Origin of the sequence: Pseudarthrobacter sp. efr-133-R2A-89, from assembly GCF_030209315.1 — a bacterium.
Lineage (GTDB): Bacteria > Actinomycetota > Actinomycetes > Actinomycetales > Micrococcaceae > Arthrobacter.
In genome coordinates this window covers 100,519-126,901 of record NZ_JARVSE010000008.1, presented here as the reverse complement: position 1 = coordinate 126,901, position 26,383 = coordinate 100,519, and the positions used below count along the sequence as shown (strand labels likewise).

20 protein-coding genes and 1 tRNA gene are annotated in these 26,383 nt (G+C 67.8%); 12 read left to right on the top strand and 9 right to left on the bottom strand.

What is annotated here, in order from left to right:
- The first annotated feature begins 5 nt into the window (after window positions 1–5).
- Window positions 6–1,838 (top strand): ABC-F family ATP-binding cassette domain-containing protein, encoded by a 1,833-nt coding sequence (locus QRM95_RS14470; protein ID WP_285248249.1) that lies wholly within the window; start codon window positions 6–8, stop codon window positions 1,836–1,838.
- A gap of 73 nt (window positions 1,839–1,911) precedes the next feature.
- On the opposite strand, the gene QRM95_RS14465 is transcribed toward QRM95_RS14470, so the two are convergent.
- A complete protein-coding gene (locus QRM95_RS14465; protein ID WP_285248248.1) occupies window positions 1,912–2,538 on the bottom strand; it encodes a TetR/AcrR family transcriptional regulator in 627 nt (208 codons plus the stop codon).
- 134 nt (window positions 2,539–2,672) lie between these two features.
- On the opposite strand from QRM95_RS14465, the gene QRM95_RS14460 reads away from it, so the two are divergent.
- From QRM95_RS14460 to sufU, 9 genes are all read left to right on the top strand, one after another.
- A tRNA-Gln gene (locus tag QRM95_RS14460) sits at window positions 2,673–2,744 on the top strand.
- A 103-nt stretch (window positions 2,745–2,847) separates the two neighbouring features.
- On the top strand, window positions 2,848–4,326 hold the full coding sequence (glmU, locus tag QRM95_RS14455; protein ID WP_285248247.1) for a bifunctional UDP-N-acetylglucosamine diphosphorylase/glucosamine-1-phosphate N-acetyltransferase GlmU: 1,479 nt from the start codon (window positions 2,848–2,850) through the stop codon (window positions 4,324–4,326).
- A gap of 2 nt (window positions 4,327–4,328) precedes the next feature.
- Window positions 4,329–5,309 (top strand): ribose-phosphate diphosphokinase, encoded by a 981-nt coding sequence (locus QRM95_RS14450; RefSeq protein WP_018762958.1) that lies wholly within the window; start codon window positions 4,329–4,331, stop codon window positions 5,307–5,309.
- Between the two features lie 270 nt (window positions 5,310–5,579).
- Complete coding sequence (locus QRM95_RS14445; protein WP_285248246.1) at window positions 5,580–6,203, top strand: 50S ribosomal protein L25/general stress protein Ctc; 624 nt, start codon at window positions 5,580–5,582, stop codon at window positions 6,201–6,203.
- Between the two features lie 102 nt (window positions 6,204–6,305).
- The gene (gene pth, locus QRM95_RS14440; RefSeq protein ID WP_285248245.1) at window positions 6,306–6,911 is read left to right on the top strand and encodes an aminoacyl-tRNA hydrolase; all 606 of its coding nucleotides are present in this window, start codon (window positions 6,306–6,308) and stop codon (window positions 6,909–6,911) included.
- A gap of 109 nt (window positions 6,912–7,020) precedes the next feature.
- Window positions 7,021–9,756 (top strand): helix-turn-helix transcriptional regulator, encoded by a 2,736-nt coding sequence (locus tag QRM95_RS14435; protein WP_285248244.1) that lies wholly within the window; start codon window positions 7,021–7,023, stop codon window positions 9,754–9,756.
- On the top strand, window positions 9,743–12,400 hold the full coding sequence (locus QRM95_RS14430) for a helix-turn-helix transcriptional regulator (protein WP_502934975.1): 2,658 nt from the start codon (window positions 9,743–9,745) through the stop codon (window positions 12,398–12,400). The genes QRM95_RS14435 and QRM95_RS14430 overlap by 14 nt, the downstream gene beginning before the upstream one ends.
- Window positions 12,401–12,956: 556 nt before the next feature.
- Window positions 12,957–14,282: a SufS family cysteine desulfurase gene (locus tag QRM95_RS14425; RefSeq protein WP_285248242.1), complete on the top strand. Its 1,326-nt coding sequence runs from the start codon at window positions 12,957–12,959 to the stop codon at window positions 14,280–14,282.
- 23 nt (window positions 14,283–14,305) lie between these two features.
- Complete coding sequence (gene sufU / locus QRM95_RS14420) at window positions 14,306–14,755, top strand: Fe-S cluster assembly sulfur transfer protein SufU (protein ID WP_285248241.1); 450 nt, start codon at window positions 14,306–14,308, stop codon at window positions 14,753–14,755.
- Window positions 14,756–14,845: 90 nt separating this feature from the next.
- Here sufU and QRM95_RS14415 read toward each other — a convergent pair whose 3' ends face one another.
- From QRM95_RS14415 to QRM95_RS14405, 3 genes are read right to left on the bottom strand one after another with little or no spacing between them, the layout of a single operon-like run.
- The gene (locus QRM95_RS14415) at window positions 14,846–15,067 is read right to left on the bottom strand and encodes an SCO4848 family membrane protein (RefSeq protein ID WP_285248240.1); all 222 of its coding nucleotides are present in this window, start codon (window positions 15,065–15,067) and stop codon (window positions 14,846–14,848) included.
- A 3-nt stretch (window positions 15,068–15,070) separates the two neighbouring features.
- Window positions 15,071–15,568, bottom strand: coding sequence for a DUF2505 domain-containing protein (locus QRM95_RS14410; RefSeq protein WP_285248239.1), 498 nt, complete (start codon window positions 15,566–15,568; stop codon window positions 15,071–15,073).
- A gap of 44 nt (window positions 15,569–15,612) precedes the next feature.
- Complete coding sequence (locus QRM95_RS14405) at window positions 15,613–17,118, bottom strand: SDR family oxidoreductase (protein WP_285248238.1); 1,506 nt, start codon at window positions 17,116–17,118, stop codon at window positions 15,613–15,615.
- Between the two features lie 212 nt (window positions 17,119–17,330).
- On the opposite strand from QRM95_RS14405, the gene mfd reads away from it, so the two are divergent.
- Together mfd and QRM95_RS14395 are read left to right on the top strand one after the other, a co-directional pair.
- Complete coding sequence (gene mfd, locus QRM95_RS14400; protein WP_285248237.1) at window positions 17,331–21,026, top strand: transcription-repair coupling factor; 3,696 nt, start codon at window positions 17,331–17,333, stop codon at window positions 21,024–21,026.
- Between the two features lie 3 nt (window positions 21,027–21,029).
- Window positions 21,030–21,845, top strand: a complete 816-nt coding sequence (locus QRM95_RS14395) for a metal-dependent hydrolase (RefSeq protein ID WP_285248236.1) — start codon at window positions 21,030–21,032, stop codon at window positions 21,843–21,845.
- 78 nt (window positions 21,846–21,923) lie between these two features.
- Here the strand turns inward: QRM95_RS14395 and QRM95_RS14390 are convergent, their stop codons facing one another.
- From QRM95_RS14390 to cobA, 5 genes are all read right to left on the bottom strand, one after another.
- Window positions 21,924–22,187, bottom strand: coding sequence for a hypothetical protein (locus QRM95_RS14390; protein WP_018762970.1), 264 nt, complete (start codon window positions 22,185–22,187; stop codon window positions 21,924–21,926).
- 53 nt (window positions 22,188–22,240) lie between these two features.
- Window positions 22,241–22,960 carry a deoxyribose-phosphate aldolase gene (gene deoC / locus QRM95_RS14385; RefSeq protein ID WP_133832162.1) on the bottom strand — a complete coding sequence of 240 codons (720 nt, stop codon included), beginning with the start codon at window positions 22,958–22,960 and terminating at the stop codon, window positions 22,241–22,243.
- Between the two features lie 132 nt (window positions 22,961–23,092).
- The gene (locus tag QRM95_RS14380) at window positions 23,093–23,986 is read right to left on the bottom strand and encodes an FAD-dependent oxidoreductase (RefSeq protein WP_285248235.1); all 894 of its coding nucleotides are present in this window, start codon (window positions 23,984–23,986) and stop codon (window positions 23,093–23,095) included.
- Between the two features lie 201 nt (window positions 23,987–24,187).
- Window positions 24,188–25,336: a uroporphyrinogen-III synthase gene (locus tag QRM95_RS14375; RefSeq protein ID WP_285248234.1), complete on the bottom strand. Its 1,149-nt coding sequence runs from the start codon at window positions 25,334–25,336 to the stop codon at window positions 24,188–24,190.
- A 14-nt stretch (window positions 25,337–25,350) separates the two neighbouring features.
- On the bottom strand, window positions 25,351–26,382 hold the full coding sequence (gene cobA, locus QRM95_RS14370) for a uroporphyrinogen-III C-methyltransferase (RefSeq protein WP_285248233.1): 1,032 nt from the start codon (window positions 26,380–26,382) through the stop codon (window positions 25,351–25,353).
- Window position 26,383 lies beyond the last annotated feature (1 nt).

The following is a 26,383-nucleotide window of genomic DNA, read 5'->3' as shown; positions in this document are numbered from 1 at the left end:
TCCTTTTGGCACACCTTCTTGGCGGCGAGAACCTCACAGTCTCCTACGCGACCCGCACCGTCCTGGACGGCATCACCCTGGGCCTTGAGGAGGGCGACCGGATCGGCATGGTGGGCCGGAACGGCGACGGCAAGTCCACCCTGATGCGCCTGTTGGCCCTGCGTTCCACGCCCGACTCCGGCCGCGTCACCAAGCGCGGCGACGTCAATGTCGGCTACCTGGACCAGAGCGACGTGCTCGACGGCGACCTGACCGTCGGCGCCGCGATCGTGGGCGACCAAGCGGATCATGAGTGGGCGCGGAACCCGCAAATCCGGGAGATCATGGGCGGGCTGGTGTCCGACGTCGACTGGCATGCCAACGTGCACGCCCTCTCCGGCGGCCAGAAGCGGCGCGTGGCCCTGGCAAAGCTCCTCATCGAGGACCACGACGTCATCATGCTCGACGAACCCACCAACCACCTCGACGTAGAAGGAGTTGCCTGGCTTGCCCGGCACCTGAAGACCCGCTGGCGGGCCAACCAGGGCGCCTTCCTGGTGGTCACCCACGACCGCTGGTTCCTCGACGAAGTCTGCAACAAGACCTGGGAAGTGCACGACGGCATCGTGGACCCCTTCGAAGGTGGATACGCGGCCTACGTCCTGGCCCGGGCCGAGCGTGACCGGATGGCCTCCGTGGTCGAAGGCAAGCGCCAGCAGCTGGTCAAGAAGGAACTGGCCTGGCTTCGCCGCGGCGCCCCGGCCCGGACCGCCAAGCCCAAGTTCAGGATCGAGGCCGCCAACGCCCTGATCGCCGATGTCCCCGAGCCCCGCGACTCCATGGCGTTGAACAAAATGGCCACCGCCCGCCAGGGCAAGGACGTCCTGGACCTGGAAAACATCTCCCTGAACTTCCGGGGCAGCGACGACGGCCGCAAGCTTTTCGACAACATCACCCTCCGCCTGGCGCCGGGAGAGCGGCTGGGGCTGGTGGGCGTCAACGGCGCCGGCAAAACCACCCTGCTGAAGCTGCTCAACGGTGAGATCGCGCCCGACGCCGGGAAGCTGAAGCGGGGAAAGACCGTAGTCACCGCGGTGCTCACGCAGGAGGTCAAGGAGCTCGACGACGTCGCGGACCTGCGCGTCATCGAGGTGATCGAGCGGGAAAAGCGTTCCTTCAACGTGGGCGGCAAGGAATTCACCGCAGGCCAGCTGGTGGAGCAGCTCGGGTTCACCAACCAAAAGCAGTGGACCCCGGTCAAGGACCTTTCCGGCGGCGAGCGGCGGCGGCTGCAGTTGCTGAGGCTGCTGGTGGGGGAGCCCAACGTCCTGATGCTCGACGAGCCCACCAACGACCTTGACACCGACACCCTCGCGGCCGTGGAGGACGTCCTGGACGGCTGGCCCGGCACGCTGGTGGTCGTCAGTCACGACCGCTACCTGCTCGAGCGCGTCACCGACCACCAGATGGCCCTCCTGGGCGACGGCAAGCTCCGCGGCCTGCCCGGCGGCGTGGACCAGTACCTTGAGCTGCGCGAGGCCGCCCTGGCCGGCTCCACGGTGTCCGGCGGCGGCAACCCCGTCACCAGTGCGGGCCAGGGCACCGCGGCCCCAGCCACCGGGAGAGGCCCCTCCGAGGCGGAGAAGCGGGAGGCCCGCAAGGCCCTCAACCGGATCGAGCGGCAAATCAAGAAGCTGGATCAAGAGGAAAAGAAGCTTCACGACCTGATGCTGAAGACCACCGAGGCCGGCGATTTCGACAAGCTCGCCGACCAGAACAAGCAGCTCAAGAACCTCACGGACGAAAAAGACGCCCTGGAAATGGAATGGTTGGAGTCCTCAGAACTCTTGGGGGACTGACAAAGGCGACGCGGGCAAGAGCGGAGCTGGGCCCCTGCGCCGCGTAAGTGACCACGGCGAAAACGGCCTGGGCTTACGCCTCAGACTGCAGCTCAGGTTCCTTCTTCAGCCCGGTGAGGCCATTCCAGGCGAGGTTGACCAGGTGCGCGGCGACGGTTTGCTTGTCCGGCTGGCGGCTGTCCTGCCACCACTGCCCGGTCATGGCCACCATGCCAACCAGCATCTGGGCGTACATGGCGCCGTCCTCGCCGCTGAAGCCGCGCCGGGAGAACTCGTCGGAGAGGATGTGTTCCACGCGGGCGGTGACCTGGGAAAGCAGGGTGGAGAAGGCACCCTCGGGCTGGGACGGGGGAGCGTCGCGCATGAGGATCCGGAAGCCCTCCGTGCGCTCCTCGATATAGGTCAGCAGGGCAAGGGCGGCGCGTTCGACGAGGACCCGGGGTTTGGCTTCCTCGGTGAGGGCGGTATTGATGGCGTCCAGCAGGATATGGAACTCGCACTCCACCACCTGCGTGTACAACCCTTCCTTGGATCCGAAGTGCTCGTAGATGACCGGCTTGGACACGCCCGCGCTGGCAGCGATCTCCTCAATGGTGGTCCCGTCGAGTCCGCGGACGGCAAAAAGGCCCCGGCCGACGTCGATCAACTGGCTACGCCGCTGCAGGCCGGTCATCCGCATCCGCGGCAGGTTGTTGCTCACAATCCCATCATGCCCCACCGGCAACGGGCCCGATTCCGCCCGGCCGGCAGGGGGGAACCGGCCGGTGTCGCGCGGTGCCCCGAACCCATGGCAAAATAGGGACTTGTGCCCGGGCCTTGAGTCCTCCGGCACGGTCCGCTCTGGTGTAACGGCAGCACCCCGGCCTTTGGAGCCGTGGAGTATAGGTTCGAATCCTATGGGCGGAACTGCTGTGCGAGGAGCGTTCAGTAGGATGGCACCCGGTGCCGGGCGGACATGGCCGCCGGACACCCCAATGCGCCAGCACAACCTAGCAAGGAGAGCCCGTACGTGATCCCCGAGAATGCCGGCCCGGCCGCTGTCATCGTTCTGGCAGCAGGCGCCGGCACCCGGATGAAGTCGCGTACACCCAAGATCCTCCACGAAATCGGCGGCCTCTCCCTGGTGGGCCACGCCCTCCGTGCGGCCCGCAGCATCAAACCTCAGCGGCTCGCCATCGTGGTACGGCACGAACGTCACCTGGTTGCCGGGCATGTATCGGCACTGGACCCCGACGCCGTCATCGTGGACCAGGACGACGTGCCGGGCACCGGCCGCGCCGTGGAAGCCGCCCTCGACGCCCTTCACGCGGAACAAGGCCTGGCCGGCACGGTTGTGGTCACCTACGGCGATGTGCCGCTGCTCTCCGGGGAACTCCTGGACGAACTCGTGGCCACCCACGAGCGTGACCGCAACGCGGTCACCGTCCTCACCGCCATCCTCGAGGACGCCACCGGCTACGGCCGCATCCTCCGGGGCGAGGACGGCTCCGTCACGGGCATCCGCGAACACAAGGACTCCACCGATGCCGAGCGCCTGATCCGCGAGGTCAACTCCGGTATCTACGCCTTCGACGCCGCAGTGCTCCGGGACGCCCTCGGCAAGGTCACCACGGACAACGCCCAGGGCGAGAAATACCTCACCGACGTCCTGTCCCTGGCGCGTGCGGCCGGCGGCCGGGTTGCCGCCGTCGTCACCGCTGACCGCTGGCAGGTGGAAGGCGCGAACGACCGCGTCCAGCTGGCCGCCCTCGGCGCCGAACTGAACCGCCGCACGGTCGAAGCGTGGATGCGCGCAGGCGTCACCGTAGTTGACCCGGCCACCACGTGGATCGACGCGTCGGTCACCCTGGACGAGGACGTGCGGCTGCTGCCCAACACCCAGCTGCACGGCGCCACCACCGTGGCCCGGGACGCCGTCGTGGGCCCAGACACCACGCTGACCGACGTCGAAGTCGGCGAGGGCGCAACGGTGGTCCGTACCCACGGTTCCGGCTCGGTGATCGGTCCGCGCGCCGCCGTCGGCCCCTTCACCTACCTGCGGCCAGGCACCGTGCTTGGTGAAACGGGCAAGATCGGTGCGTTCTACGAAACCAAGAACGTCACCATCGGCCGCGGCTCCAAGCTGTCGCACCTGGGCTACGCAGGCGACGCCGAAATCGGCGAAGACACCAACATCGGCTGTGGAAACATCACGGCGAACTACGACGGCGAGAAGAAGCACCGCACGGTAATCGGCTCGGGCGTGCGTACCGGCTCCAACACGGTCTTTGTTGCCCCGGTCACCGTGGGGGACGGTGCCTACAGCGGCGCCGGCGCAGTGATCCGCAAGGACGTCCCTGCAGGCGCGCTCGCACTGAGCGTCGCCGCGCAGCGCAACGCCGAGGGCTGGGTCCCCGCGAACCGTCCGGGAACCCGCTCCGCCGAACTGGCCCAGGCGGCCACCCAGAACTCCTCCAGTACCCAGGCATCTACAGAAGAGGGCAAGTAACAATGAGCGAAATTACGGCGCACGGCGAAAAGAAGCTGGTGCTCGCCACCGGGCGGGCCCATCCGGAGCTGGCCCGGGAAATCGCCAAGGAACTCGGCACTGACCTCCTGCCCGTCGATGCCTACGACTTCGCGAACGGCGAGATCTACGTCCGCGCGGGTGAAAGCGTCCGCGGCACCGATGCCTTCGTGATCCAGGCCCACCCGGCACCGCTGAACAACCACCTGATGGAACAGCTGATCATGATCGATTCGCTGAAGCGGGCTTCCGCCAAGCGCATCACCGTGGTTTCGCCGTTCTACCCCTATGCGCGGCAGGACAAGAAGGGCCGCGGCCGCGAGCCCATCTCCGCCCGGCTGGTGGCAGACCTCTACAAGACTGCCGGCGCGGACCGCATCATGAGCGTTGACCTGCATACCTCCCAGATCCAGGGCTTCTTCGACGGTCCGGTGGACCACCTGATGGCCATCCCGCTGCTGGCCGACTACATCCGCACCCGGGTGGACGCCGAAAACATCACGGTTGTCTCCCCGGACACCGGCCGCGTCCGCGTCGCCGAACAGTGGGCCGAACGCCTGGGCGGGGCACCCCTCGCCTTCGTGCACAAGAGCCGGGACCTTACAGTCCCCAACCAGGCTGTCTCCAAGACGGTGGTGGGCCAGATCGAGGGCCGCACCTGCGTGCTGATCGATGACATGATCGACACCGGCGGAACCATTTCCGGGGCCGTGACCGTGCTGAAGAACGCCGGGGCCAAGGACGTCATCATCGCGGCCACGCACGCCGTCTTCTCCGAGCCGGCCGCCCGCCGCCTCTCCGAGTCCGGTGCCCGCGAAGTGGTGGTCACCAACACCCTGCCGCTGACCGCATCCCAGCGGTTCCCGCAGCTGACGGTGCTGTCCATCGCGCCGTTGATCGCCCGCGCCATCCGCGAAGTATTCGACGACGGTTCCGTCACCAGCCTCTTCGACGGCAAGGCCTAGCAGCCGGTTGAGCCTGCCGGAACCCGGGACAGCGGTTTCGGCAGGCAACCACCGCCGCCTCATCGTTTTCAATATTCGGGCCCGGCGCTGGTAGGCTTGACTCCGATACCTTGGCGAGGGAGAGCAATGTCTCCGTTATCGACTGGGTCTGCTTGTTCCTTGATAAGAGGGACTGCCTTCTTGAAGGGCCGCTTACCGGCCGCCCGGCGTTGAAGGTCACACCAGACCTCCGCCCTTGCTGAACACCGTTTCGTCTTCAAGGAGATTTCCATGTCTGAGCAGAAGCTCGCAGCAGAACTGCGCACCGAATTCGGCAAGGGCTACGCCCGCCGCGCACGGATGGCCAACCTGATCCCGGCCGTCATCTACGGCCACGGCGCAGAGCCCATCCACGTCACCCTCCCGGCCAAGGCCACCACCCTGGCTGTCCGCACCCCCAACGCCCTGCTGTCCCTGGACATCAACGGCGAAGGCCACCTGGCCCTGGTCAAGGACATCCAGCGTGATCCCGTAAAGCAGATCATCGAGCACATCGACCTCCTGACCGTCCGCAAGGGCGAGAAGGTCACCGTCGACGTTCCCGTGCACGTTGAGGGCGAATCCGCTCCCGGCACCGTCCACAACCTGGAACTGACGGTCGTGTCCCTCGAAGCCGAGGCCACCCACCTGCCCGAGTCCGTCGTCGTGAGCATCGAAGGCCGCGGCGCCGGCGAGCACATCCACGGCTCCGACCTGGTCCTGCCCAAGGGCACCGTCCTGCTGACCGACGCCGAGGCACTGGTCATCAACATCTCCGAGGCCGTTGAAATCGCAGAGGAAGAGGAAACCGAAGGTGCGTCCGAGGGCGCAGCCGAGGAAGCTTCCGAATCAGCCGAAGAAGCAGCCGCAGAGTAAGCACTCCGCACTCCCTGACAGTGGCCGGACCCCGCACGGGGCCGGCCACTGTCGTGTCCGCACAGTGCCGTTCCCGCCCAACCGCCCCCATAGGATTGATCCATGACTGATACCTGGCTGATCGTCGGCCTCGGCAACCCCGGGGCCCAGTATCAAGGCAACAGGCACAACATTGGCCAGATGGTCCTCGATGAACTCGCCTCCCGGATGGGCGCAGGCTTCAAGGCCCACAAAGCCCGCGCCCAGGTCGTTGAGGGCCGCCTGGGAATCGGGGGTCCGCGGGTGGTCCTGGCCAAACCGATGACGTACATGAACGTCTCCGGCGGCCCCGCATCTGCCCTCGCCAACTTCTACGGGATCGCCGCGGACCATGTGGTGGCCGTCCACGATGAGATCGACATCCCCTTCAACACGGTGAAACTCAAGCTCGGCGGCGGCGAAGGCGGCCACAACGGCCTGCGCGACATTTCCAAAGCACTCGACACCAAGGACTACCTGCGGGTCCGGGTGGGAGTGGGCCGGCCGCCCGGCCGGATGGACACGGCAGACTACGTCCTGCGCGATTTCGGCACCGCGGAACGGAAGGAATTGCCCTTCCTGCTCGACGACGCAGCGGATGCCGTTGAGTCCTTGCTCCGGGAAGGACTCACTGCCACGCAGCAGAAATTCCACCCCGCCAAGTCCGGATCACGCCAGGGAGAATCGTAAAAGTTCCCTTGTGCCCTGTTTCCTTGTTAGTGGCAAGGGGTACTCTTCTTCCTATGCGGGGGAGCAATGGGGCTACATCCCGCTATTGCAGGATGTAGGGGACAAGTTCATGTCAATCGAGCCACTCAGCTGGGGACGTGGGTCAACACCTCAGGGTGATGGGCAGGCCACGGGATCCTCCGCAGTGCCGGAGGGCCGGCAATGGTCCGTGCCGGCACGAGGTGCCAATCTTGACGCCGTCCGCACAGCGTTGACCAGCGAACACTCTTTCGGAGCCGTGATCACGGGCGCCCGCGGAGTGGGTAAATCCTCCTTGGCCAGGGCGGCAGTAGCAGACTTGGGCCCGGACATCTGGTCGCTGCAACTCCGGAGCGCACCCTCCGGCTCCAACACCCCTTATGGCTGCCTTTCCTTCCTCCTGGCCCGGTTGCCGCAGGCCTACATGGGTTCACCCACGGCCATCCTGCGCGGGATCACCTCCCTGATCCGGAGCGATGCGGCGGGCAGGCCGTGCGTCATCACGCTGGACACCTCCGGCGCCGTCGATGACATGAGCGCCGGGGTGCTGTTGAACGTGTTGTTGACCGGCACGGCACGGATCATCGCCGTCGCTCCCAAAGCCAGCGACCTGCCGGCGGACTTCCACTGGCTCCTGACGGACCGCAAGCTCACCGAAGTCAGGCTCAGCAACCTCAATGAACTGCAGACCCGGCAGGTCCTGCTGTCCCTCCTGGGGCACCGTGTCGCATCGTCCCTGGTCACCACCTACCACCAGATGGTCGGGGGCAACCCCTTGCTGCTCAAAGCCCTGGTCACCGAGCAGCAGCTTTCCGGGAACCTCGTGTTGTCCGAATCGGTCTGGACGCTCCGGGACAAAGTGGTGCTCGACGGCGCCGCGAGCCTGGATGACATCGTCAGGTCGCGCTGGACAAGGGAAACACCGGAGACCCGCGAAGTCATTGAAATGTTGTCCTGCGCCCGCCGGGTGGAACTGTCCCGGCTGACTGCCATCTATGGCGCCGACGTCGTGGCGGACATGGAGGACGCCGGGCTGCTCGAGATCGACGGCTCCGAGTACCGCTGGGTGTCGCTTCGGGAGAAGTACATCGGCGACGTCGTCAGGACCTGGCTGAGCATTTCCCGGCGGCGGGAGCTCCGCTCCGTGCTGCTGGGCGGCACGGAGCCCGACCCCGCGGCCATGACCGTCGATGAACTGATGTCGTTCGCCGCCTGGACCCATGAATGCGAGGCGGAACTCAGCCCGGCGCTGGCGCTTGCGGCCGCCCAGGCCGCCGTCCAGCTCTTCGATCCCCGGTTCGCATTAACCTATGCCGAGATGATCCAGCGGACGGATACCCTGTGGGCATCCGCGCAGCGGCAAAAGGCCGCAGCGTACCTGGAGCTGGACATGGCGGTCCAGGCCCTTTCCGCCCTTGAGGACATTACCCAACCGGAACTGGAGGCCCTCGACCTCGAAGAGTACGCCCACGTGGTGGCCGCCAAGGCCCGGGTCATGCTCTGCCTTCCGGAACGGTCCGGCTCGGTGGAGGCGCTCTTCGCCTCTGCCCGCGAACGCCTGTCCGCTGCGGGAAACCACCAAGACTGGCCTGCGCCGGCCGCGGTGGCGGCCAACCGCATTTCGCTGAGTGAATTCGAGTACCAGGCGCACGCGGGAAGGTACGCCGCCATGATTCCGGCCCTTGAACGGGCCGTGGATCCAGCCGGCAACCCTGACACCGGCTACCGGCTCCAGTGCGCGATAATCCTGATGAGCTCCCTTGCCATGACGGGCCGCGAGATGGACGCCCTGGGCCTCGTGCGCCAGATCGGCGGCCAACTCAGCGATGCCTCGCACATTGTGGGCCTTCGGGAACGGTTTACCCGGGAGGCTTACCTCGTCTTTCTGTTGGCCGGCCAGTGGCGGCGCTGCATTGACCTCATGGCCCCGTTCAGCGCCGGCCAGCCCTTCCGGCTTCCTTACCGCAGCGCGGCCACGGAAATCGCTGCCGGAATAGCTTTCGCGTTTTCCGGCCGGGGCGAAGCTGCCCTGGAACCCCTGATTTCTGCCGCAGCGCAGCTGGAGCTGCAGCCGGTCCAGGGTGCGCTGCGTACCGCGTACGCGGCCACGGCCCTGGCCTACGCGCAGACCGGAAACGCCGCGCTGTCACGCAAGTACCTGACGAAAGTCCAGCGGATGCCCGGCAGGTCGGGGTTTGCCGTGGAGAGCATCATCGAGTTCTGCACGCTGGTGGCCGGACGGTGGCTGGGCGACTCCGACGCCGTGACAAGCCTCAAACAGGGGGCCCGTGCGAACGCCGAAGCAGGCCGGTACACCATGGCAGGGATCTACTTGCTGGCGGCAACGGTGAACGGCAACGACGCAGACTTCCGCTTCCTGGAGGAGATCGCGGGCCACCGGCAAGGCCCGCTGGCCGAAGTTTCCCGGCTGATAGCGGTGGGAAGCCGGACTAAGGATGCCAAGGCGCTGCTCGCCGGCGGCGAACTCGCGGCCACCCTGGAACTCGACGCCGTCGAAGCCCGCTGCATGGCATTGGCGGTGGACTTCGCGCGCCAGGATGGGGACGCCCTGTCGGCGCGGACCGCGCAGGCAAGGCTGGACATCCTGGCCGCTACGGTAGCCAACCTCCCCATCGTGCCCAGCAGCGGCAGCCCGTTGCTGACCAGCCGCGAGCGTCAGATTGCGCGAATGGCCGGCAGGGGTGCCTCAAACCGTGACATTGCCCTGGAAATGGGTGTCTCAGTCCGCACCGTCGAAGGCCACCTGTACCAGGTGTTCACCAAGCTGGGCGTAACTTCAAGGGGTGATCTGACTGGACTCGTCTAATGGCCACAAACCCACATCTGCCCACCGGCTCCTGACCGGACGGCGGGAGCCCGTGGACCGGATCTGCAACCTGGTGCGCAATGGCACCAGCCATGCGGTCTTCGTCATGGCAGGCCCGGGGATTGGAAAATCGGCGGTGACCGACGCCGTCACCGAACGGCTCGCCGGGCACCTGAACGTGGTGCGCATCCATGCCAGTTCCGCGCTCTCCGGGGTGCCCTTCGGGGTCCTGACCCCCTATACCGGCGAACTCACGGCGGAGGAGTCGGTCTCGCCGGTGGCTGTCCTGCGGTCGATGTGGTCCTACTTTGAAAAGTTGAAAACCGGCAATGGCTCGGCAGTCCTGCTTGCGGTGGATGACGCACATCACCTGGACGAGGCCTCGGCAGGGGTACTGGCTGAGCTGATCTCGGCGGGCTGGGCCACTGTGCTGGCGGCCGCCCGGCCCCGGCCCGGCCTTCCGCAGCCGCTGGAGCAGCTCTGGTACGACGGCCTTGCCGAGCGCGTCGATCTTCGACCCTTGAACCGGGAGCAAATAGAGGAAGTCCTGGCCCACGTCCTGGACGGAACCGTTCCGGCTGCCACGGTGGACGCCATGTGGAGCGCCTCGAGCGGAAATCCACGGATCCTGGACGCCTTGCTGCATGACTCCGCGGAGGCCGGGGTACTGGCCAAACGCAACGGCATCTGGATCCTGCTCGGTGACCTTCCTGCCGACGGGCCCCGGCTGGCAGCGGTGGTTGCCAAGGACCACCTGCGCCGCGGACCCGAGGAACAGGAAGCCCTGAAGCTTATTGCCCTGGCCGGCCCGGTGGGCCGCAAGGTGGTCGAAGACATCAGCGGGGCAGCGGTTGTCCGGTCCCTGCTGGACCAGCAGATGATCGTCGAGACGCCAGGAGTTCCCTCGGAACTGTACCTCTGGAACGCGCTCTTCGCCGGTGCCATCAGGAACACGGTATCGGTCTCCCGGAGCCTCCAGCTGTTGGAGAAGGTCACGGCACACCAGGACCCCGGATTGCTGCAGGGGGAAGGCCGGCTCCGTTCGGTGGAGTGGGCGCTGGAGTGCGGGCTCCGGGTAGGCGACGACGAGTTGCTGGCGGCCGCCAAAGTGGCGTTGCTCAAGTACCGCAACCACAGCGCACGGTCCATCGCCGCCAAGATCCGCAATCCCGCCTTGATTCCCCTGGCCCAGGCGGTCCAGGCCCGGGCCCTGTATAACGACGGCTCCTACCAGGAAGCGGCGGCCCTCCTGGACGAGTGCTGGCTCCCGCTGGCAGGGGACCCGCAGGGGCCGGCAGCCCTGGTGCTCCGGGTATCGGCACACCAGGCCAATGGCCGGATGCTGGCAGATGTAGCGGAGGACGTGGAGCGGGCCATTCCCCAATTCGGCCAGGATGGAAGCTGGCAGGCGGAGCTGCTCAAGGTGCTGCAGCTCGGGGCCGAGGTCAACTTCCAGGCACTGGGCGAGGAAGTCGACAGGATCCGGAAACGTGGCGCAGCCGGCTCCGGAGGAGAGCCGCTGCGTGCCCTGGCCGAGGCGCTCCTGGCCCATGCCTTGGCAGCTGCAGGGCGTCCCGTCCAGGGATTGGATGCTGCCATGATGGCGGCGTCGGAGCTTCCTCCGCTGGAAGGCAGCCTGTTCTTCTTCCCTGAGTTTGTGCTGGGACGGCTGGTCTCCAACTACCTGGCCATGGGCGAATGGGAATCGGCCGAGCGGGAACTGAACGGCTACGCGGCAGGCCACGGCGCCGGTGCGGCCACTTTTGACGGGAGCCTGAACATACTCCGCGGCTACTCCCTGCTTCGGCAAGGCCGGATGGAACGGGCCTATCAGGTCCTGTTGCCTGCCGTGGAAGCCTTGAGGCTCAACGATCCGTTGCAGCTGTACCGCTTTGGCACGGCGCTGGGCTACTACGTGGCGGCCCGCCTCGGGGATGCCGAACAGGCAAGACGGCTGGAACAGGATCACAAGGACGCCTTCGCCGGCGGCCCCGCCCATGACCTCCTGGCCGAGGCGTACGTGGCAGCGGGGGCAGAGTACACCGCCCGTGACGGCAAGGGACTGGCTGCGTTGCAGACGCTGATGACGACGACGGAGGCAGCCGCCAGGGCCGGCAACCTCCTCGAAGTCCTGGCCATGTGTTGGGACCTCGGGGACCCCTCGGTGATCCCCATGGTCCAGACGGTTGCCCGTGGCGTGGAAGGCCGCTGGGCGGAGGCGCTGCGTGCGCTGGCCACGGCGTGGGAAAACGCCGACGGCGACGCCCTGATGGCGACGGCTGCCTCGCTGGAGGAAGCAGCCTTTGTCAACCTGGCCCGGGAAGCATATGCCCGTGCCAGCACGGTGCTGGAACAGGCCGGCGAACGCCGCCGGTCCCGGCAGGCGGTGGCCCAGCGGGAAAAGTGCGACCACGAACTCGGCGAGCGCTTCCGCGAGGGACGCTTCATCGCCGCCGCACCGGCGGTTCACCTCACCCGCCGCGAGCAGGACATTGTCGAACTTGCCGTCCAGGGACTGACCGACCGGGAGATCGCCCAGCGCCTGATGGTGTCGGTGCGCACGGTGGAAGGCCACCTCTACCGTACTTACGTCAAGCTTGGCGTCCGCAGCCGCGATGAGCTGGAGACGGCCCTGCCCAAGTAGCCCCGGCTGCCTTTCCCCGGTACCGGTCTGCACGGCCGCCCACTTGCCGCGGCCGCCCCTTGCCGCGGCCGCCCCTTGCCGCGGGTGCCTTGCACGCCGTTTCCGCGCGCCGTACGCCACCGCGTCGTAGGTGCCCTGTGACGCCCTTTTCCGCGCGCCGCGGAACCGGGCCCCGGCCGCAGCATGCGCCCCTGCATGGCCACCTGGCCGCGGCCCGGTAGTGCACCCCCGAGGATTCGAGTACACCCTACTCGTGTACGGGAGGGCGCTACCGGATTTACTTAAGGAGGCAAAGCAAAGCGGCAGGCTGGAAGCCGCGGAGCAGCCGATCAGGACATTGAGGCCCCTCAGATTTCCGGTCCCCACGGACCGGGCACAGACGGGGCCGGCGACGTCAGAGTCTTCTGAGACCGAGACTCTCCCCCCAGCCGTCGCCGGCCCTCTGCTCCCTCGGCCGAAGCCCGGGGCAGCGGTGGCGGCAGCCCCTCCGGGCGGCCGCCACAGCCGTGTTGTGGGACAATTGGGTGTCAGACATTGGCAGCCCAAGGAGTTCGTTTTGGCCGTAGTATCAACGCCAGCCACGCTGGAACGTGCCCTGCCGGCCATGGACAACGCGGAAGTGCTGCGCATCCGCAACGACTTCCCCGTCCTGAACCAGCTGGTCAACGGTCAGCCGCTGGTCTACCTCGACTCCGGCGCCACCTCGCAGAACCCGGTCAGCGTCATCGAAGCCGAGCAGGAGTTCTACGAGCAGCGCAATGCCGCCGTGCACCGCGGCGCGCACCATCTTGCGGTGGAGGCCACGGAAGCGTTCGAAGATGCCCGGCAAACCATCGCCGACTTCATCGGCTCCCGCTATGAAGAGACCATCTGGACCTCGAACGCCACCGAGGGGCTGAACCTCATCAGCTATGCCCTGTCCAACGCAGCCCTTTGGGCTGCCCAAGGCCGCGGCGATCGCGGCCTGCGGGAACTGGCGCTGGGGCCCGGCGACGAGATCGTGGTGACTGAGATGGAGCACCACGCCAACCTGATTCCGTGGCAGGAGCTGGCTTTCCGTACCGGTGCGACGCTCCGCCATATTCCCATCAATGACGACGGCAGCCTGCGCATGGACGCTGCGGCCGCGGTCATCGGACCCCGGACCAAGGTCCTGGCCTTCACCCATGCCTCCAACGTGCTGGGCATCATCAACCCGGTGCAGGAATTGACGGCCCTGGGCCGCGCCGCCGGCGCCCTCGTGGTCCTGGACGCCTGCCAGTCCGCCCCGCATCTGCCCTTGAACGTCAAGGAACTGGACGTGGACTTCGCGGTCCTCTCCGGCCACAAAATGCTCGCCCCCACAGGCATCGGCGTGCTGTATGGGCGGCAGGAACTCCTGGACATCCTGCCGCCGTTCCTGACCGGCGGATCCATGATCACCACCGTCACCATGGAGCGGGCAGAATACCTGCCGGCACCACAACGCTTCGAAGCCGGCACCCAGCGCATTTCCCAGGCCGTGGCACTGGCCGCTGCAGCCAACTACCTCACCGAAACCGGGCTGGACCGGATCCACGCCTGGGAATCCGAACTCGGCCAGCGCATGGTGGTGGGCCTGGAAGCCATTCCCGGCGTCAGGGTCCTTGGCCCGGCCGCAGGCAGGGAACGGATCGGCCTGGCCGCGTTCGACGTCGAAGGCGTCCACGCCCACGACGTCGGGCAATTCCTGGACGCCCGCGGGATCGCCGTGCGCGTCGGGCACCACTGCGCCCAGCCGCTGCACCGGCGGCTGGGACTGACCGCCACCACCCGCGCCAGCGCCTACCTGTACAACACCACCGACGACGTGGACCGCTTCCTTGAAGCCGTGGCCGGCGTCCGGGCCTACTTCCGCGCCTAGCGGAGAATACGAAGGGTGACACCATGAGCCTCGACCAGCTGTACCAGCAGATCATCCTGGACCATTCCAAGGCCCGCCACGGCAGCGGGCTGGCCGCCACCGACGCCCCGGCCGGCGCGGCAACAGGCCAGTCCCACCAGCTCAACCCGGTATGCGGAGACGAAGTCACCCTGCGGCTGGCGGTGCAGGACGGCAAGGTGGTCCAGGTGGCGTGGGACGGAGCCGGCTGCTCCATTTCCATGGCCTCGGCGTCGGTCCTCTCCGAACTCGCCGACGGCATGACCGTTGCCGAACTGCACCAGGTGATCGAGAGCTTCCGCGAGGTGCTCCGTTCACGCGGCAAGGTCCAGGCCGATCCCGAAGTGCTGGGGGACGCCGCCGCCTTCGAAGGGGTTGCCCGCTACGCGGCCCGGGTCAAGTGCGCCATGATTTCCTGGGTGGCGGCGGAGGACGCGCTCAACCAGGCGGCATAACCAAAGGGAACAGAACAGCCCGGGCCTTCCTCGTTCCGGAGGAAGGCCCGGGCTGTGTCATGCCGGAGCCGTGGCTGCCGCGCGGAAGGGTCAGCCCAACAGCCCCAGGATGCCGATGACTGCGGTGGCGAGTCCCAGCACCATGGAGATGCTGACCAGCACCACGTGCACCGTGAGGAATTTGGTGGCCTTGCCTGCACTGTCGCGGGCACGGGGGTCGTTCATGACCCGGCGCAGGAACTGCGGCCAGACCACCAGCGACCAGACGCCGGCGACAATCAGGACCAGCGCAGCGAAAACGGGCAGCTCCATGGACTAGTGGCTTTCCAGCCAGGCCTGCGCCTGCGTGGCCTGCAGGTTCAACGCCTTGGCCACCATGGGCTCGGCGGCGTCGGCGATCTTGCCGCCCAGGAACGGAACGGAGGACTTCACGGCGCCCTCAAGCTCCACCCGGGTTCCGCCGGCGTCGGCCACCAGCCGCTGCACGGCCGTGACATCCACCGGGGCGCCGGCGATCTTCAGCGAGATGTTGCTCTGGCGGGAGCCGCCAGCGGCGGGTGCGTCCCAGTTTTCCACCTGGGTCACTTTGAGGTGCTCGCCGACGAACTTGCGGGCAATCTCGGGCAGCCGGGTGGTGGGCAGGGTCCGCACCGACGTGGCGCTGAACGCCCCGGCGGTGTCGCCGTCGACCTTGAAGGACTCCAGTTCGCCGCCCACCAGCTGGCTGACGTGGCGCTGGAAATCCTCGTTCACCAGCACAGCGGCAACGCTGTCAACGGAGTGCGGAAGGGTGGTGGTTGCGCTCAGCGCCATGGGTCCTCCTGGGACGTCGGGAAAGGATTTACGCCTCCAACATCCTACGGGGTCACCTCTGCGCGGTCCGCATCGGCCAGTTTTTGGGCGGCCGCGGTGATGTTTCGGGCCATGGCCGGGAAGATCAGGCTGTGGAAGGGAAGTACGGCCAGCCAGTAGAGCCGTCCGCTCAGGCCCTTCGGGAAGAAGATGGCCCGCTGCCGGTACCGGCTGCCTCCGCCGTCGGGCTCCACGGAGAGCTCCAGCCAGGCACGGCCGGGCGCGCGCATTTCGGCCCGCAGCCGGAGCAGCCGGCCGCGGTCGATCCGCTCGACCCGCCACCAGTCCACCACTTCGCCGGCGGCCAGCGAGTGCGGGTGCCGGCGGCCCCGCAGCAGCCCGGCGCCGCCGGTTAACTTGTCCAGCCAGCCCCGGACCTGCCAGGCCAAGGGCAGCGAGTACCAGCCGTTGCGGCCGCCGATCCCCTCGATGATGGTCCAGACGTGCGCCGGGTCCACGTCTCCGTGGAACGTCCGTTCGTCGATGTACACCTTGTGCCCGGCCCACTCGGGGTCGCTGGGCAGCGGGTCGGAATCCGCGCCGGCATTCGCCCAAGTGGTCTCCACCTGGCCGTCCCGTTCCTTGCCCAGGGCCAAGGCCACCGCGGTGCGGTAGGGCGTAAGGCCGCCGTCGGGCTGCGGAATGAACTGGTCGATGTCATGCTCGTTGGATACCGCGTCATGCTGCAACGACTGGACCAGGGGGACCGCCATGGACCACGGAATGGGGGTTGTGAGGGCCACCCACATGCCGGCCAGCTTGGGCGCCGGCACGGGCAGGGCCAACACCACCCGGTATGGCAGGCCGGCCACTGCTGAGTACTCCTGCATCATCCTGGCGTACGTCAGCACCTGCCGGCACCCGATGTCGAAGGTCCGGTTGATGGGGCCCTCCAGGGACGCCGCAGCCACCAAGTAGTAGAGCACATCGCGGACGGCGATGGCCTCGATCCGGTTGCGCACCCAGCTTGGCGCCGGCATGAGGGGCAGGGTCTCGGACAGGTGGCGGATCATCTCGAAGGAAGCGGAGCCGGAACCGATCACCACACCCGCCTGGTACACGATCGAATCCACCGGGCTGTCCAGGAAGACCTTGCCCACCGCCTCGCGTGAGCGCATGTGGGTGGACAGCTCCACGCCCTTCGGGTGCAGGCCGCCCAGGTAGACGATCCGGCGGACGCCCGCCGCCGTGGCGGCATCCGCCGCCGTCCGGGCCATCGCCTTTTCCTTCGCCTCGAAACCGGCACCTGCAGCCATGGAGTGCACCAGGTAGTAGAAGACGTCGACGCCGGCAAGGGCCGCGCGGAGGGCGTCGCCGTCGTCAAGGCTGCTTTCCACCACTTCAACCTTGGTGCGCCAAGGCACACCGGCGATCTTGTCGGGGGAGCGGACCAGGACCTTCACCGTATGGCCCGCTTCCAGCAGCCTTGGCACGAGCCGGCCACCGATGTAGCCGGTGGCCCCGGTGACAAGGACGGTCTTGGGCGTAGGCCGGGAAGTCATTTCGCTCATACTGGCTCCTGTTCGTCCCTTGTGGTTCGGAGCGGCGGCTTGTCCGGACGGCTGCTCCGACGCCGAATGCGGTGGCACTGCCAGCCTAGGCCTGCAATCGCGGGACTGCCATGTCGGTCCCGCGCGGTAGGCTGGAAGCTCCCCGGGATTCGCAGCGAATTTCGGGTTTTCGCGTTGCCTGCGATTTGATGAACAGCACAGGAGCTACTGCCATGAGTCTTTCCGGCCAGTCCGCCGCCGGCACGTCCAGCACCGGCAAAACACGCGCCGGCTCCTCCGGCGCCGTCCCTACGCTGGATGGCCTGCGCCGTGCCCTTGAACCGGACCGGACATTCGGCCGGGTCCGGGCCGAGGCTGCACGGGGCTTCGAAGTTCGTGGACAGGACTACCAGATCAGCGCCCCCGCCGGCCTGCGGCCCGTGCTGCTGGCGGAGATGGCAGACGGCCTGGCGGCAGCGGCGGGCAGCGGTGAACCGGGCGTTGTGCTGGCCGTGACCGCCACCGGCAGGGAAGCCGAGGACCTCTCCGCGGCCCTGCGCGCGTACCTGCCGGCGGACACCGTGGCCGAGTTCCCCAGCTGGGAAACCCTTCCGCACGAGCGGCTCTCGCCGCGCTCGGATACCGTGGGCCGCCGGCTCTCGGTCCTTCGCCGCCTGGCCCATCCGGAAAGTTCGACGACGGCCCGGCTGCGCGTCGTCGTCGCGCCCGTCCGCGCCGTGGTCCAGCCGGTGGTGGCCGGCCTGGGAGACCTGGTGCCGGTCACGTTGAAAGTGGGCCAGGAGGTCCCGTTTTCCGATGTTGTGAAGCGCCTCGCGGACGCTGCCTACGCCCGCGTGGACATGGTGACGCACCGCGGCGAATTCGCCGTCCGAGGTGGCATCATCGACGTCTTCCCGCCCACCGAGGACCACCCCATCCGGGTGGAGTTCTTCGGGGACGAAGTGGACCAGATGCGCTGGTTCGCCGTGGCCGACCAGCGCTCGCTGTCCGCACCGGGCATCCACCACCCCACGGAGCTGCATGCGCCGCCATGCCGCGAAATCCTCATCACGCCGTCCGTGATGTCCCGCGCCGCCACGCTGAAGGCCCAGCTGCCGGCTGCAGCGGACATGCTCGAAAAGATCGCCGGCGGCATCGCCGTGGAAGGCATGGAATCCCTGGCCCCGGTGCTGGTGGACGCGATGGTGCCGTTCGTGGACCAGCTGCCCGCCGATTCCATCGCGGTGGTCATCGAGCCCGAGAAGGTGCGCACCCGCGCCCACGACCTCGCCGCCACCAACGAGGAGTTCCTCGAGGCGGCCTGGTCCACGGCCTCGGACGGCGGGACGGCGCCCCTGGACCTCAGCTCCCAGGCCAGCGCGGCGCTGCACTCGGCGAGCTTCCGGTCGCTTGCAGAAACCCGCGCGTCCGCCCTGGGGCACGGGGTCTCCTGGTGGTCCATCACCTCCCTGGCCCAGGACGCGGAGTTGCTCCCCGAGATCGACGTATTGAACCTGCATGCCCGCGAACCCCGCGGCTACCAGGGCGATGTGGCGGAAATGATGGAGTTCATCGGCTCGCATGTCCGCGACCAGTGGCGCATCGTGGTGGCTACCGAAGGTCCCGGCCCGGCCCAGCGCCTGGCCGAGCTCTTCCATGACGCGGACATTCCGTGCGCCCGGGTGGACAGCCTGGACCACGAACCCCAGGCGGGCATCATCGAAGTGACCACCGCCGCCGTCGGCCGCGGTTTTGTCCTTGACGGGCTCAAACTGGGCCTGCTGACGGAGGCCGACCTCCTGGGCCGGACCTCCGCCGGGTCAACCAAGGACATGCGGCGGATGCCCTCCAAGCGGCGCAATGCCGTCGACCCGCTGCAGCTCGTGGCCGGGGACCACGTGGTGCACGAACAGCACGGCATCGGCCGGTTCGTGGAACTGATCCAGCGGAAGGTGGCCGGCGGCGGTGACGGCGTGCGGGAGTACCTGGTGCTGGAGTACGCGCCGGCCAAGCGCGGGGCGCCCGGCGACCGCTTGTTCGTCCCCACGGACCAGCTGGACCAGGTGACCCGCTACGTGGGCGGTGACGCTCCCGTCCTGAGCAAGATGGGCGGCGCCGACTGGGCCAGCACCAAGTCCAAGGCCCGGAAGGCCGTCAAGGAGATCGCCGGTGAACTGATCCGGCTCTACTCGGCCCGGATGGCCTCCCGCGGGCACGCGTTCGCCCCGGATACGCCCTGGCAGCGGGAACTGGAGGAGGCCTTCCCCTACGTCGAGACCCCGGACCAGCTCACCACCATCAACGAGGTCAAGGCGGACATGGAACGGGAGATCCCCATGGACCGCCTGGTCTCCGGCGACGTCGGCTACGGCAAGACCGAGATTGCGGTGCGGGCGGCGTTCAAGGCTGTCCAGGACGGCAAGCAGGTGGCCGTGCTGGTGCCCACCACCCTGCTCGCGCAGCAGCACTATGAGACGTTCACCGAACGGTTCTCCGGCTTCCCGCTGCGGGTCAAGCCGCTGTCCCGCTTCCAGGCCGCCAAGGAGGCCAAGGAGACGGCCGAGGGCGTAAAGAACGGCACGGTGGACGTGGTGATCGGCACGCACCGGCTGCTCTCCAAGGATTTCGAGTTCAAGGACCTTGGCCTGGTGATCGTGGACGAGGAGCAGCGGTTCGGCGTCGAGCACAAGGAAGCGCTGAAGAAGATGCGCACCAACGTGGACGTCCTGGCCATGAGCGCCACCCCGATTCCGCGCACCCTGGAGATGTCCCTGACCGGCATCCGGGAAACCTCCACCCTGGCCACCCCGCCGGAGGAACGGCATCCGGTGCTGACCTACGTGGGCCCCTACACGGACAAGCAGACCTCCGCCGCGATCCGCCGCGAACTGATGCGCGAGGGACAGGTGTTCTTCGTCCACAACCGGGTCTCCACGATTGAACGCACCGCCGCGAAGATCCGCGAACTGGTGCCGGAGGCGCGCGTGGAGGTGGCGCACGGCAAGATGTCCGAGAGCCGGCTGGAGCAGATCATCGTGGACTTCTGGGAGAAGCGGTTCGATGTCCTGGTCTGCACCACCATCATCGAGACCGGGCTGGACATCTCCAATGCCAACACGCTGATCGTCGATGGCGCGGACAAGTACGGCCTGTCCCAGCTGCATCAGCTTCGCGGCCGGGTGGGCCGTGGCCGGGAGCGCGCCTACGCCTACTTCCTCTACCCCTCGGAGAAGCCGCTGGGCGAGGTGGCCCTGGAGCGGCTCAAAGCTGTGGCCGCCCACAACGAACTGGGCGCCGGCATGCAGCTGGCCATGAAGGACCTGGAGATCCGTGGCGCCGGCAACCTGCTGGGCGGTGAACAGTCCGGGCACATCCAGGGGGTGGGCTTCGACCTGTACATCCGCCTGGTGGGCGAGGCCGTGGCGGACTTCCGCGGCGAAGCCGAAGAGAAGGCTGCGGAGATGAAGATCGAACTGCCTGTCAACGCGCACCTGCCGCACGACTACGTCCCCGGCGAGCGGCTGCGCCTGGAGGCCTACCGGAAGCTCGCCTCCGCGGTCACCAACGAGGCCATCGACGAGGTCATGGCGGAGCTCGTGGACCGTTACGGCGAACTGCCGCTGCCGGCGCAGAACCTTGTGGCCGTGGCCAGGTTCCGGGTGGGTGCACGCGAGGCCGGCCTGACCGACGTCGCGCTGCAGGGCAACTTCATCAAGTTCTCCCCGGCCACCCTGCCGGAATCCAAGGTGATGCGACTGAACCGCATGTACCCGGGCGCCCAATCCAAGCCCGCCTTGGACGCGGTCCTCATCCCCAAACCGAAAACCGCACGGATCGGCGGCCGGGACCTGCAGGACGCCGAGATCCTCGACTGGGCCAACGGTGTGATCCGGAACATCTTCTCCGATGCTCCCCTGACTGTCGGTTAGGGGATGATGGGAGGACACCACGCCGCGTCGGGAGCTGCGGCGTGGGTTGCTGTTGCGTCCACGGGACCGTACACGCTGGGCTGGTATCCGCTGGATCCCACCGGCATCCTCATCGGTGGGATGGCGACGGCGGGCACGGCCCTGGTGTGCGACTGGGACCACCGCGCCAGCACGGTGGCGCACTCGCTCCCGCCGCTGTCCAATGTGATCGCGCGTGGCATCGAGAACGCCAGCGGCGGCCACCGGCAGGGCACGCATTCCATCCTGGGCGCCGCCGTGTTCGTGTTCCTGGCCGGCCTGGCATCGCAGGTCCATATGGACACCCCGTGGGGCCACCTGTCGGTCGGCGCCGGGCTGTTGTGCATGTTCCTGATCAACATCGCGGCCAAGGCGCTGAAGCTCTTTCCCAAGGGCGGCTTCATCTCGAACTGGATCTTCGCCCTGGCGATGGCCGGACTGGTCACGTTCTTCGCGCCGGACCAATGGACTTGGCTGCCCACCTCGATGCTGATCGGCGTGGTGGTCCATATTGTCGGCGACCTGGTCACCACCGGGGGAGTGCCGCTGCTGTGGCCGCTGGTGATCAGGCCACCCCGGCTGCTGCGACGGCTGCCCCTGCTGCGGAACGTCTGGCGCCCCAACGGCGCCCTCTCGGTGCCCCTGTTGGGACGGGCAGGATCCAAGCGGGAGTGGCTGGTGCTGATCCCGGTCAGTGCCTACGCCATGGTGGGCATGTCCATGGCCGGCTGGGCCATCGCCAGGGACCACTGGCGCCCGGTGGCCGCCGCCGCGGGGGCCTGGATCAGGCTGTGGTTCTAGCGGCAGGCAGGTTTCGCGCAGCAGACAGCAAAGGACCCCGGACACTGTGTCCGGGGTCCTTTGCTATCTGCGTGGGGATCAGTGCTCGCCTGCGGAGTCCGACCGTCCGAGGATGGTCTGCGGGATCCAGAACGCCAGGGCGAACAGGACCAGGCACACCGCCATCGGCCAGGGGTTGTCCAGGCTGAGGAAGGACAGGGAGTAGATGGCGCCCAGGAACAGGGCGAAGCTGACCACGAAAAGGACAGCGCTGGTGGCCGTGTTGTTCTCGTTCTGCGGGGTGCGGACCATGTCCTGGTTCGACGTCGTGTCCCGGCTGGACGCGTTGATCTTGCTGGACATGTGTTCCTCCTCGGCCCCGCGGGGCTTGGTCTGTGGCGGCCGTCCGGTCCCGGTCAGTAAGCGGCTGAACCCTGTTCACCCTTGACGATGGCAATCCCGGAGCTGGCGCCGATTCGTGTTGCACCTGCAGCAATCATAGCCTGAGCGTCGGCCAGGGACCGTACACCGCCGGAGGCCTTGACCCCCACGTTCGGGCCCACGGCCTTGCGCATCAGCGCCACGTCTTCAACGGTGGCGCCGCCACCGTTGAAGCCTGTGGACGTCTTGACGAAGTCCGCGCCGGCCTCAACTGCCGCCTGGCACGCCAGGACCTTTTGTTCGTCGGTCAGGAGCGCGGTTTCGATGATGACCTTCAGGATGGCGCCACCGGCGTGCACGGTCTCGGCCACGGCGGCGATGTCATCGGCCAGGGCGCCCTTGTCGCCTGCCCGGGCAGCGGCGATGTTGATCACCATATCCACCTCGTCAGCGCCGTCCAGTACCGCGCCGCGGGCCTCGAAGGACTTCACGTCCGTGGGGGTCGCCCCCAGCGGAAAGCCGACCACGGAGCAGGTGAGGACCCCTGAGCCCTTCAGCGCGGTGGTGACGGTCTTGACCCAGACAGGGTTGACGCAAACCGACTTGAACCCGTACTCGGCGGCCTCGGCGCAGACTTTCAGCACCTCGGCTTCCGAAGCCTCGGGCTTGAGCAGCGTGTGGTCGATATAGGAGGCGATGTTCCCGTCACCGGCCGGTGTGGCGGTGCCTGCGTGAACGGTGGCTTCATTGCTCATGGATGGTCCTCTCGAGGGGCTTCGTGGGCCCGGCGCGTCAGTGACTCGTTTCGGAAACCATCTTGTCACAGCGCGCCGGGACCGCACCGGATGCCCGGAGGCGGACGCCGGGCGCGAACCCGGCCGGACCGGTCAGGCGGCCACCGGCAGCGCCGGCCCGGGAACGGCGGACGGGACTGCAGAGGCAACGGCGGTCAGCAACTGGGTGGCGCAGGCCCCCGCCGCGGACGCGGCCGCCACCAGCAGGCCCAGCCGCACGCCGTCGAACGCCGCAGCATCACCGATGGCCCAAATGCCGGGGACCGACGTGCGGAAGTCGCGGCTGATCACGATGCCGCCGCCGGCGGCCGTCCGGACTCCGGCCGTGGCGGCGAGGCTGTCACGCGAGACCCGTTCCTCGGCCAGGACCACCAGGTCTCCGGTCATGCTGCTGCCGTCCTCGAAGACGACGGCCGAGGAAGCCAGACCGGAAGCGGACCCGCCCGGAACAACGGAAGGAACGACGGCGGCGGGCCGGGCCGTGGTGCGGATGGGCCGCACGCCTTTGGCCCGGAGGACGGCTTCGGCCTGTCCGGCGGCGGCGCCCGTGCCGACGAGGATGCCGACGGGCCTGCGCCCCAGTTCACGGGTGATGTCCTGGACGCCTTCGGCGATGCGCGGGGCGTCATCGATGGTGGAGTAGCTCAGGCACTCCGCGGCGCCGTCCACGGGGCTGGCTGCGGGGGCGGAACCGGTGGCGATGACCAGCTGGTCGTACGCGAACTCCATGCCGTCGGCGGTGGCCACGGTGCGGTTGGCGGCGTCGATGTGGCTTGCGGGCTGGCCGAAGCGCACGGAAACCTGCGGCAGCATGGCCAGCTCCAGCAGTTCGGCGGGAGTGTCGTCCCGGTTGCTCAGCACGGTGATGGTGCCGGTGAAGCGGGCGCGGTCCAGCTGGGCGACCAGGGCTTGGGCGGCCGGTCCGGCCCCGGCGATGACGATGCGGGTTGCCTCGGAGGTGGACGGGGAGGGTGCCGGAGCGGACATGTGCTGGCCCTTTCGCTGGTGGCCGGTAACCGGCCGGAACTTCGTGATGCAACCCAGCGTAGGGGCCTGCCTTTTCGGTTGTGTTACCCGTCCATTGCTGTTTCGGAGGGTGCTGTTCGCCAGTATTTACCGGCCGGTAACAGAACCCGTGACGCACCTCTCATCCGGGAGCGGGCGGACACATTCGGCCGTCCCCGGACCTCAAACGCGGATCCGGTAGCCCCGCTTGACCACGGTTTCAATGAGCTTGCCGTCCGGCAGTGATGACCGCAGCCGGCTCACGGTCATGTCCAGCGCGTGGACGGATCCACGGAGTTCCAGCAGGTCCGAGAGGGACTCGCGGGACAGGACCGCGCCGCCGGCACCGAGCAGCGCCCGCAGGAGCAGCAGCGGAGCCGGGGCCAGTTCCACCTGCCGGCCGTCGATGCGAAGGCTGCGGCCCCGGAGTTCGATGTTTCCGGAGCGGGTGTCGAGCCGCCGGACGTGGTTCAAGGCCAGGTGCTCGCACACCAGGCGGATGAGTGCTCCCATCCGGAACCGTTCCGGGATCAGCGGGGTCACCCCGGCGTCCAGCAGGGGCTGCGCCGTGACGGGCCCCACCACCGCGGTGGTGACATTCAGTTTCAGGCTCTCCACCAGCTGCTTGTACAGGCCCATCTCGTGGGCCGTGCTCCACATCGCGTCCACCGCGGGGGCGCTGGTGAACGTGAGGACATCCAGGTTTCCGTTGCAGGCGGCCTCGATCAACCGCGGCAGCTTGTCCTCGCCGTCGGGCTTGACCCAGCGGTAGGGCGTCACGGTCAGGACCGTGGCGCCGGACATCCGCAGCCGTTCGATCTGGCGGACGTCGGTGTAGCCGTGCAGCTGCATGGCCACGGTCTTGCCCCGGACGCCTTCGGTGAGCAGCATGTCCACCAGCGTGGCAGTGGTTTCGTCGCTGCTGATCCCGACGTCGGCGAGGCCGGCCGCACGCACGGCACCGCGGGCCTTGGGGCCCCGGACGAACATCCGGCAGCCTCCCAGCGTTTCCAGCAGCTCGTCGCCGAGGCCGAAGGAGTCTGCCGCTTCGCACCAGCGGCGCATGCCGTAGGCCGTGGTGGCGATGCACAGGTCCGGCTTTGCAGCGATGATGGCCCGGGTGTCTTCGATCAGGCGCATGTCCTCCTGGACAGGGGCGATCTTCAAGGCAGGAGCATGCAGCACCTCGGCACCGCGCCTTTCCAGCGCCTCGATGAGGTCCCGGGACCGCCGGTCCGAGGTGACGCCGATACGGAACCCCTCCAGCGGCGATTCCGCGGCATCTGTTGCTTCTTCAACCTGCGTGGGTTCGGCCGGTGCAAGTGCATTCATGGGGGTCAATCCTTTCATGATCCCAGCAGCGAGGCCGCCAGCCTGTCCAGGTCGGCGGCGGCTCCGGCGTGCTGCCGGTTGGCTTCGGCCACCCGGACCACCTCGCCGATCACCAGTACTGCGGGGTTGCTGCAGCCCGCAGCGGCGGAGGTGATGGTGCCCAGGTCCGCGATGGTGGTGCGCTGGCCGGGCCGGTAGCCGCGTTCCACCACGGCCATGGGCATGTCCGGGCGCATTCCGGCGCGGCGCAAGCCAGCTGCCAGCTGGTGCAAGGTGCCGATGCCCATAAGCACCACGATGGTCCCGCCCAGGCCGGCCAGGTGGTGGTGCTCCTTCTCAGTCAGCGGCGCGTGCCCGGACACCACGGTGAACATGTGGCTGACCTCGCGGTGCGTGACCGGGATGCCTGCCGCGGCCGGGACCGAGATGGCGCTGGTAACGCCGGACACCACGTGCACCTTGACGCCGGCGGCCACGCACGCGGCAACTTCCTCCCCGCCCCGGCCGAAGACATAGGGGTCACCGCCCTTGAGGCGCACCACGTTGTTGCCGGCCAGGGCGCTTTCGACCATCAGTTGTTCGATGTCCGACTGGCTGACTTTGTGGTGGCCCGGCTTCTTTCCGACATCCACCAGCTCCGCAGAGGTCAGCAGCGGCAGCTCCTGGTACGGGGCCAGCCGGTCGTAGAAGACGACGTCGGCATCCCGGAGCGCCTTGACGGCAGCCACGGTGAGCAGGTCGCCGGTGCCGGGGCCGCCGCCCACCAGGGTGACGTGTCCGGCCGGGCCGGCGGCGGGCTCGGCAGCGACCGGGATGCCGGCGTCCCGGCAGCGGTCAAGGAAAGCGTCCCAGCCGTGCTGACCGTCCTCGACGGCGGCAACCAGGAACAGCCGCTCCGGCACATGGACGAGCCGCGCCTCGGCTGGGCTTCCAAGGCGGTGGACGACGGCGCCCGCGGCTTCGTACCGCCGCACCGCCTGCCGCGCGGCATCAGGGGCTCCGGCCACCAGGACGTTCCGGCCGGTGAGGTCGATACTGAGCTGCATG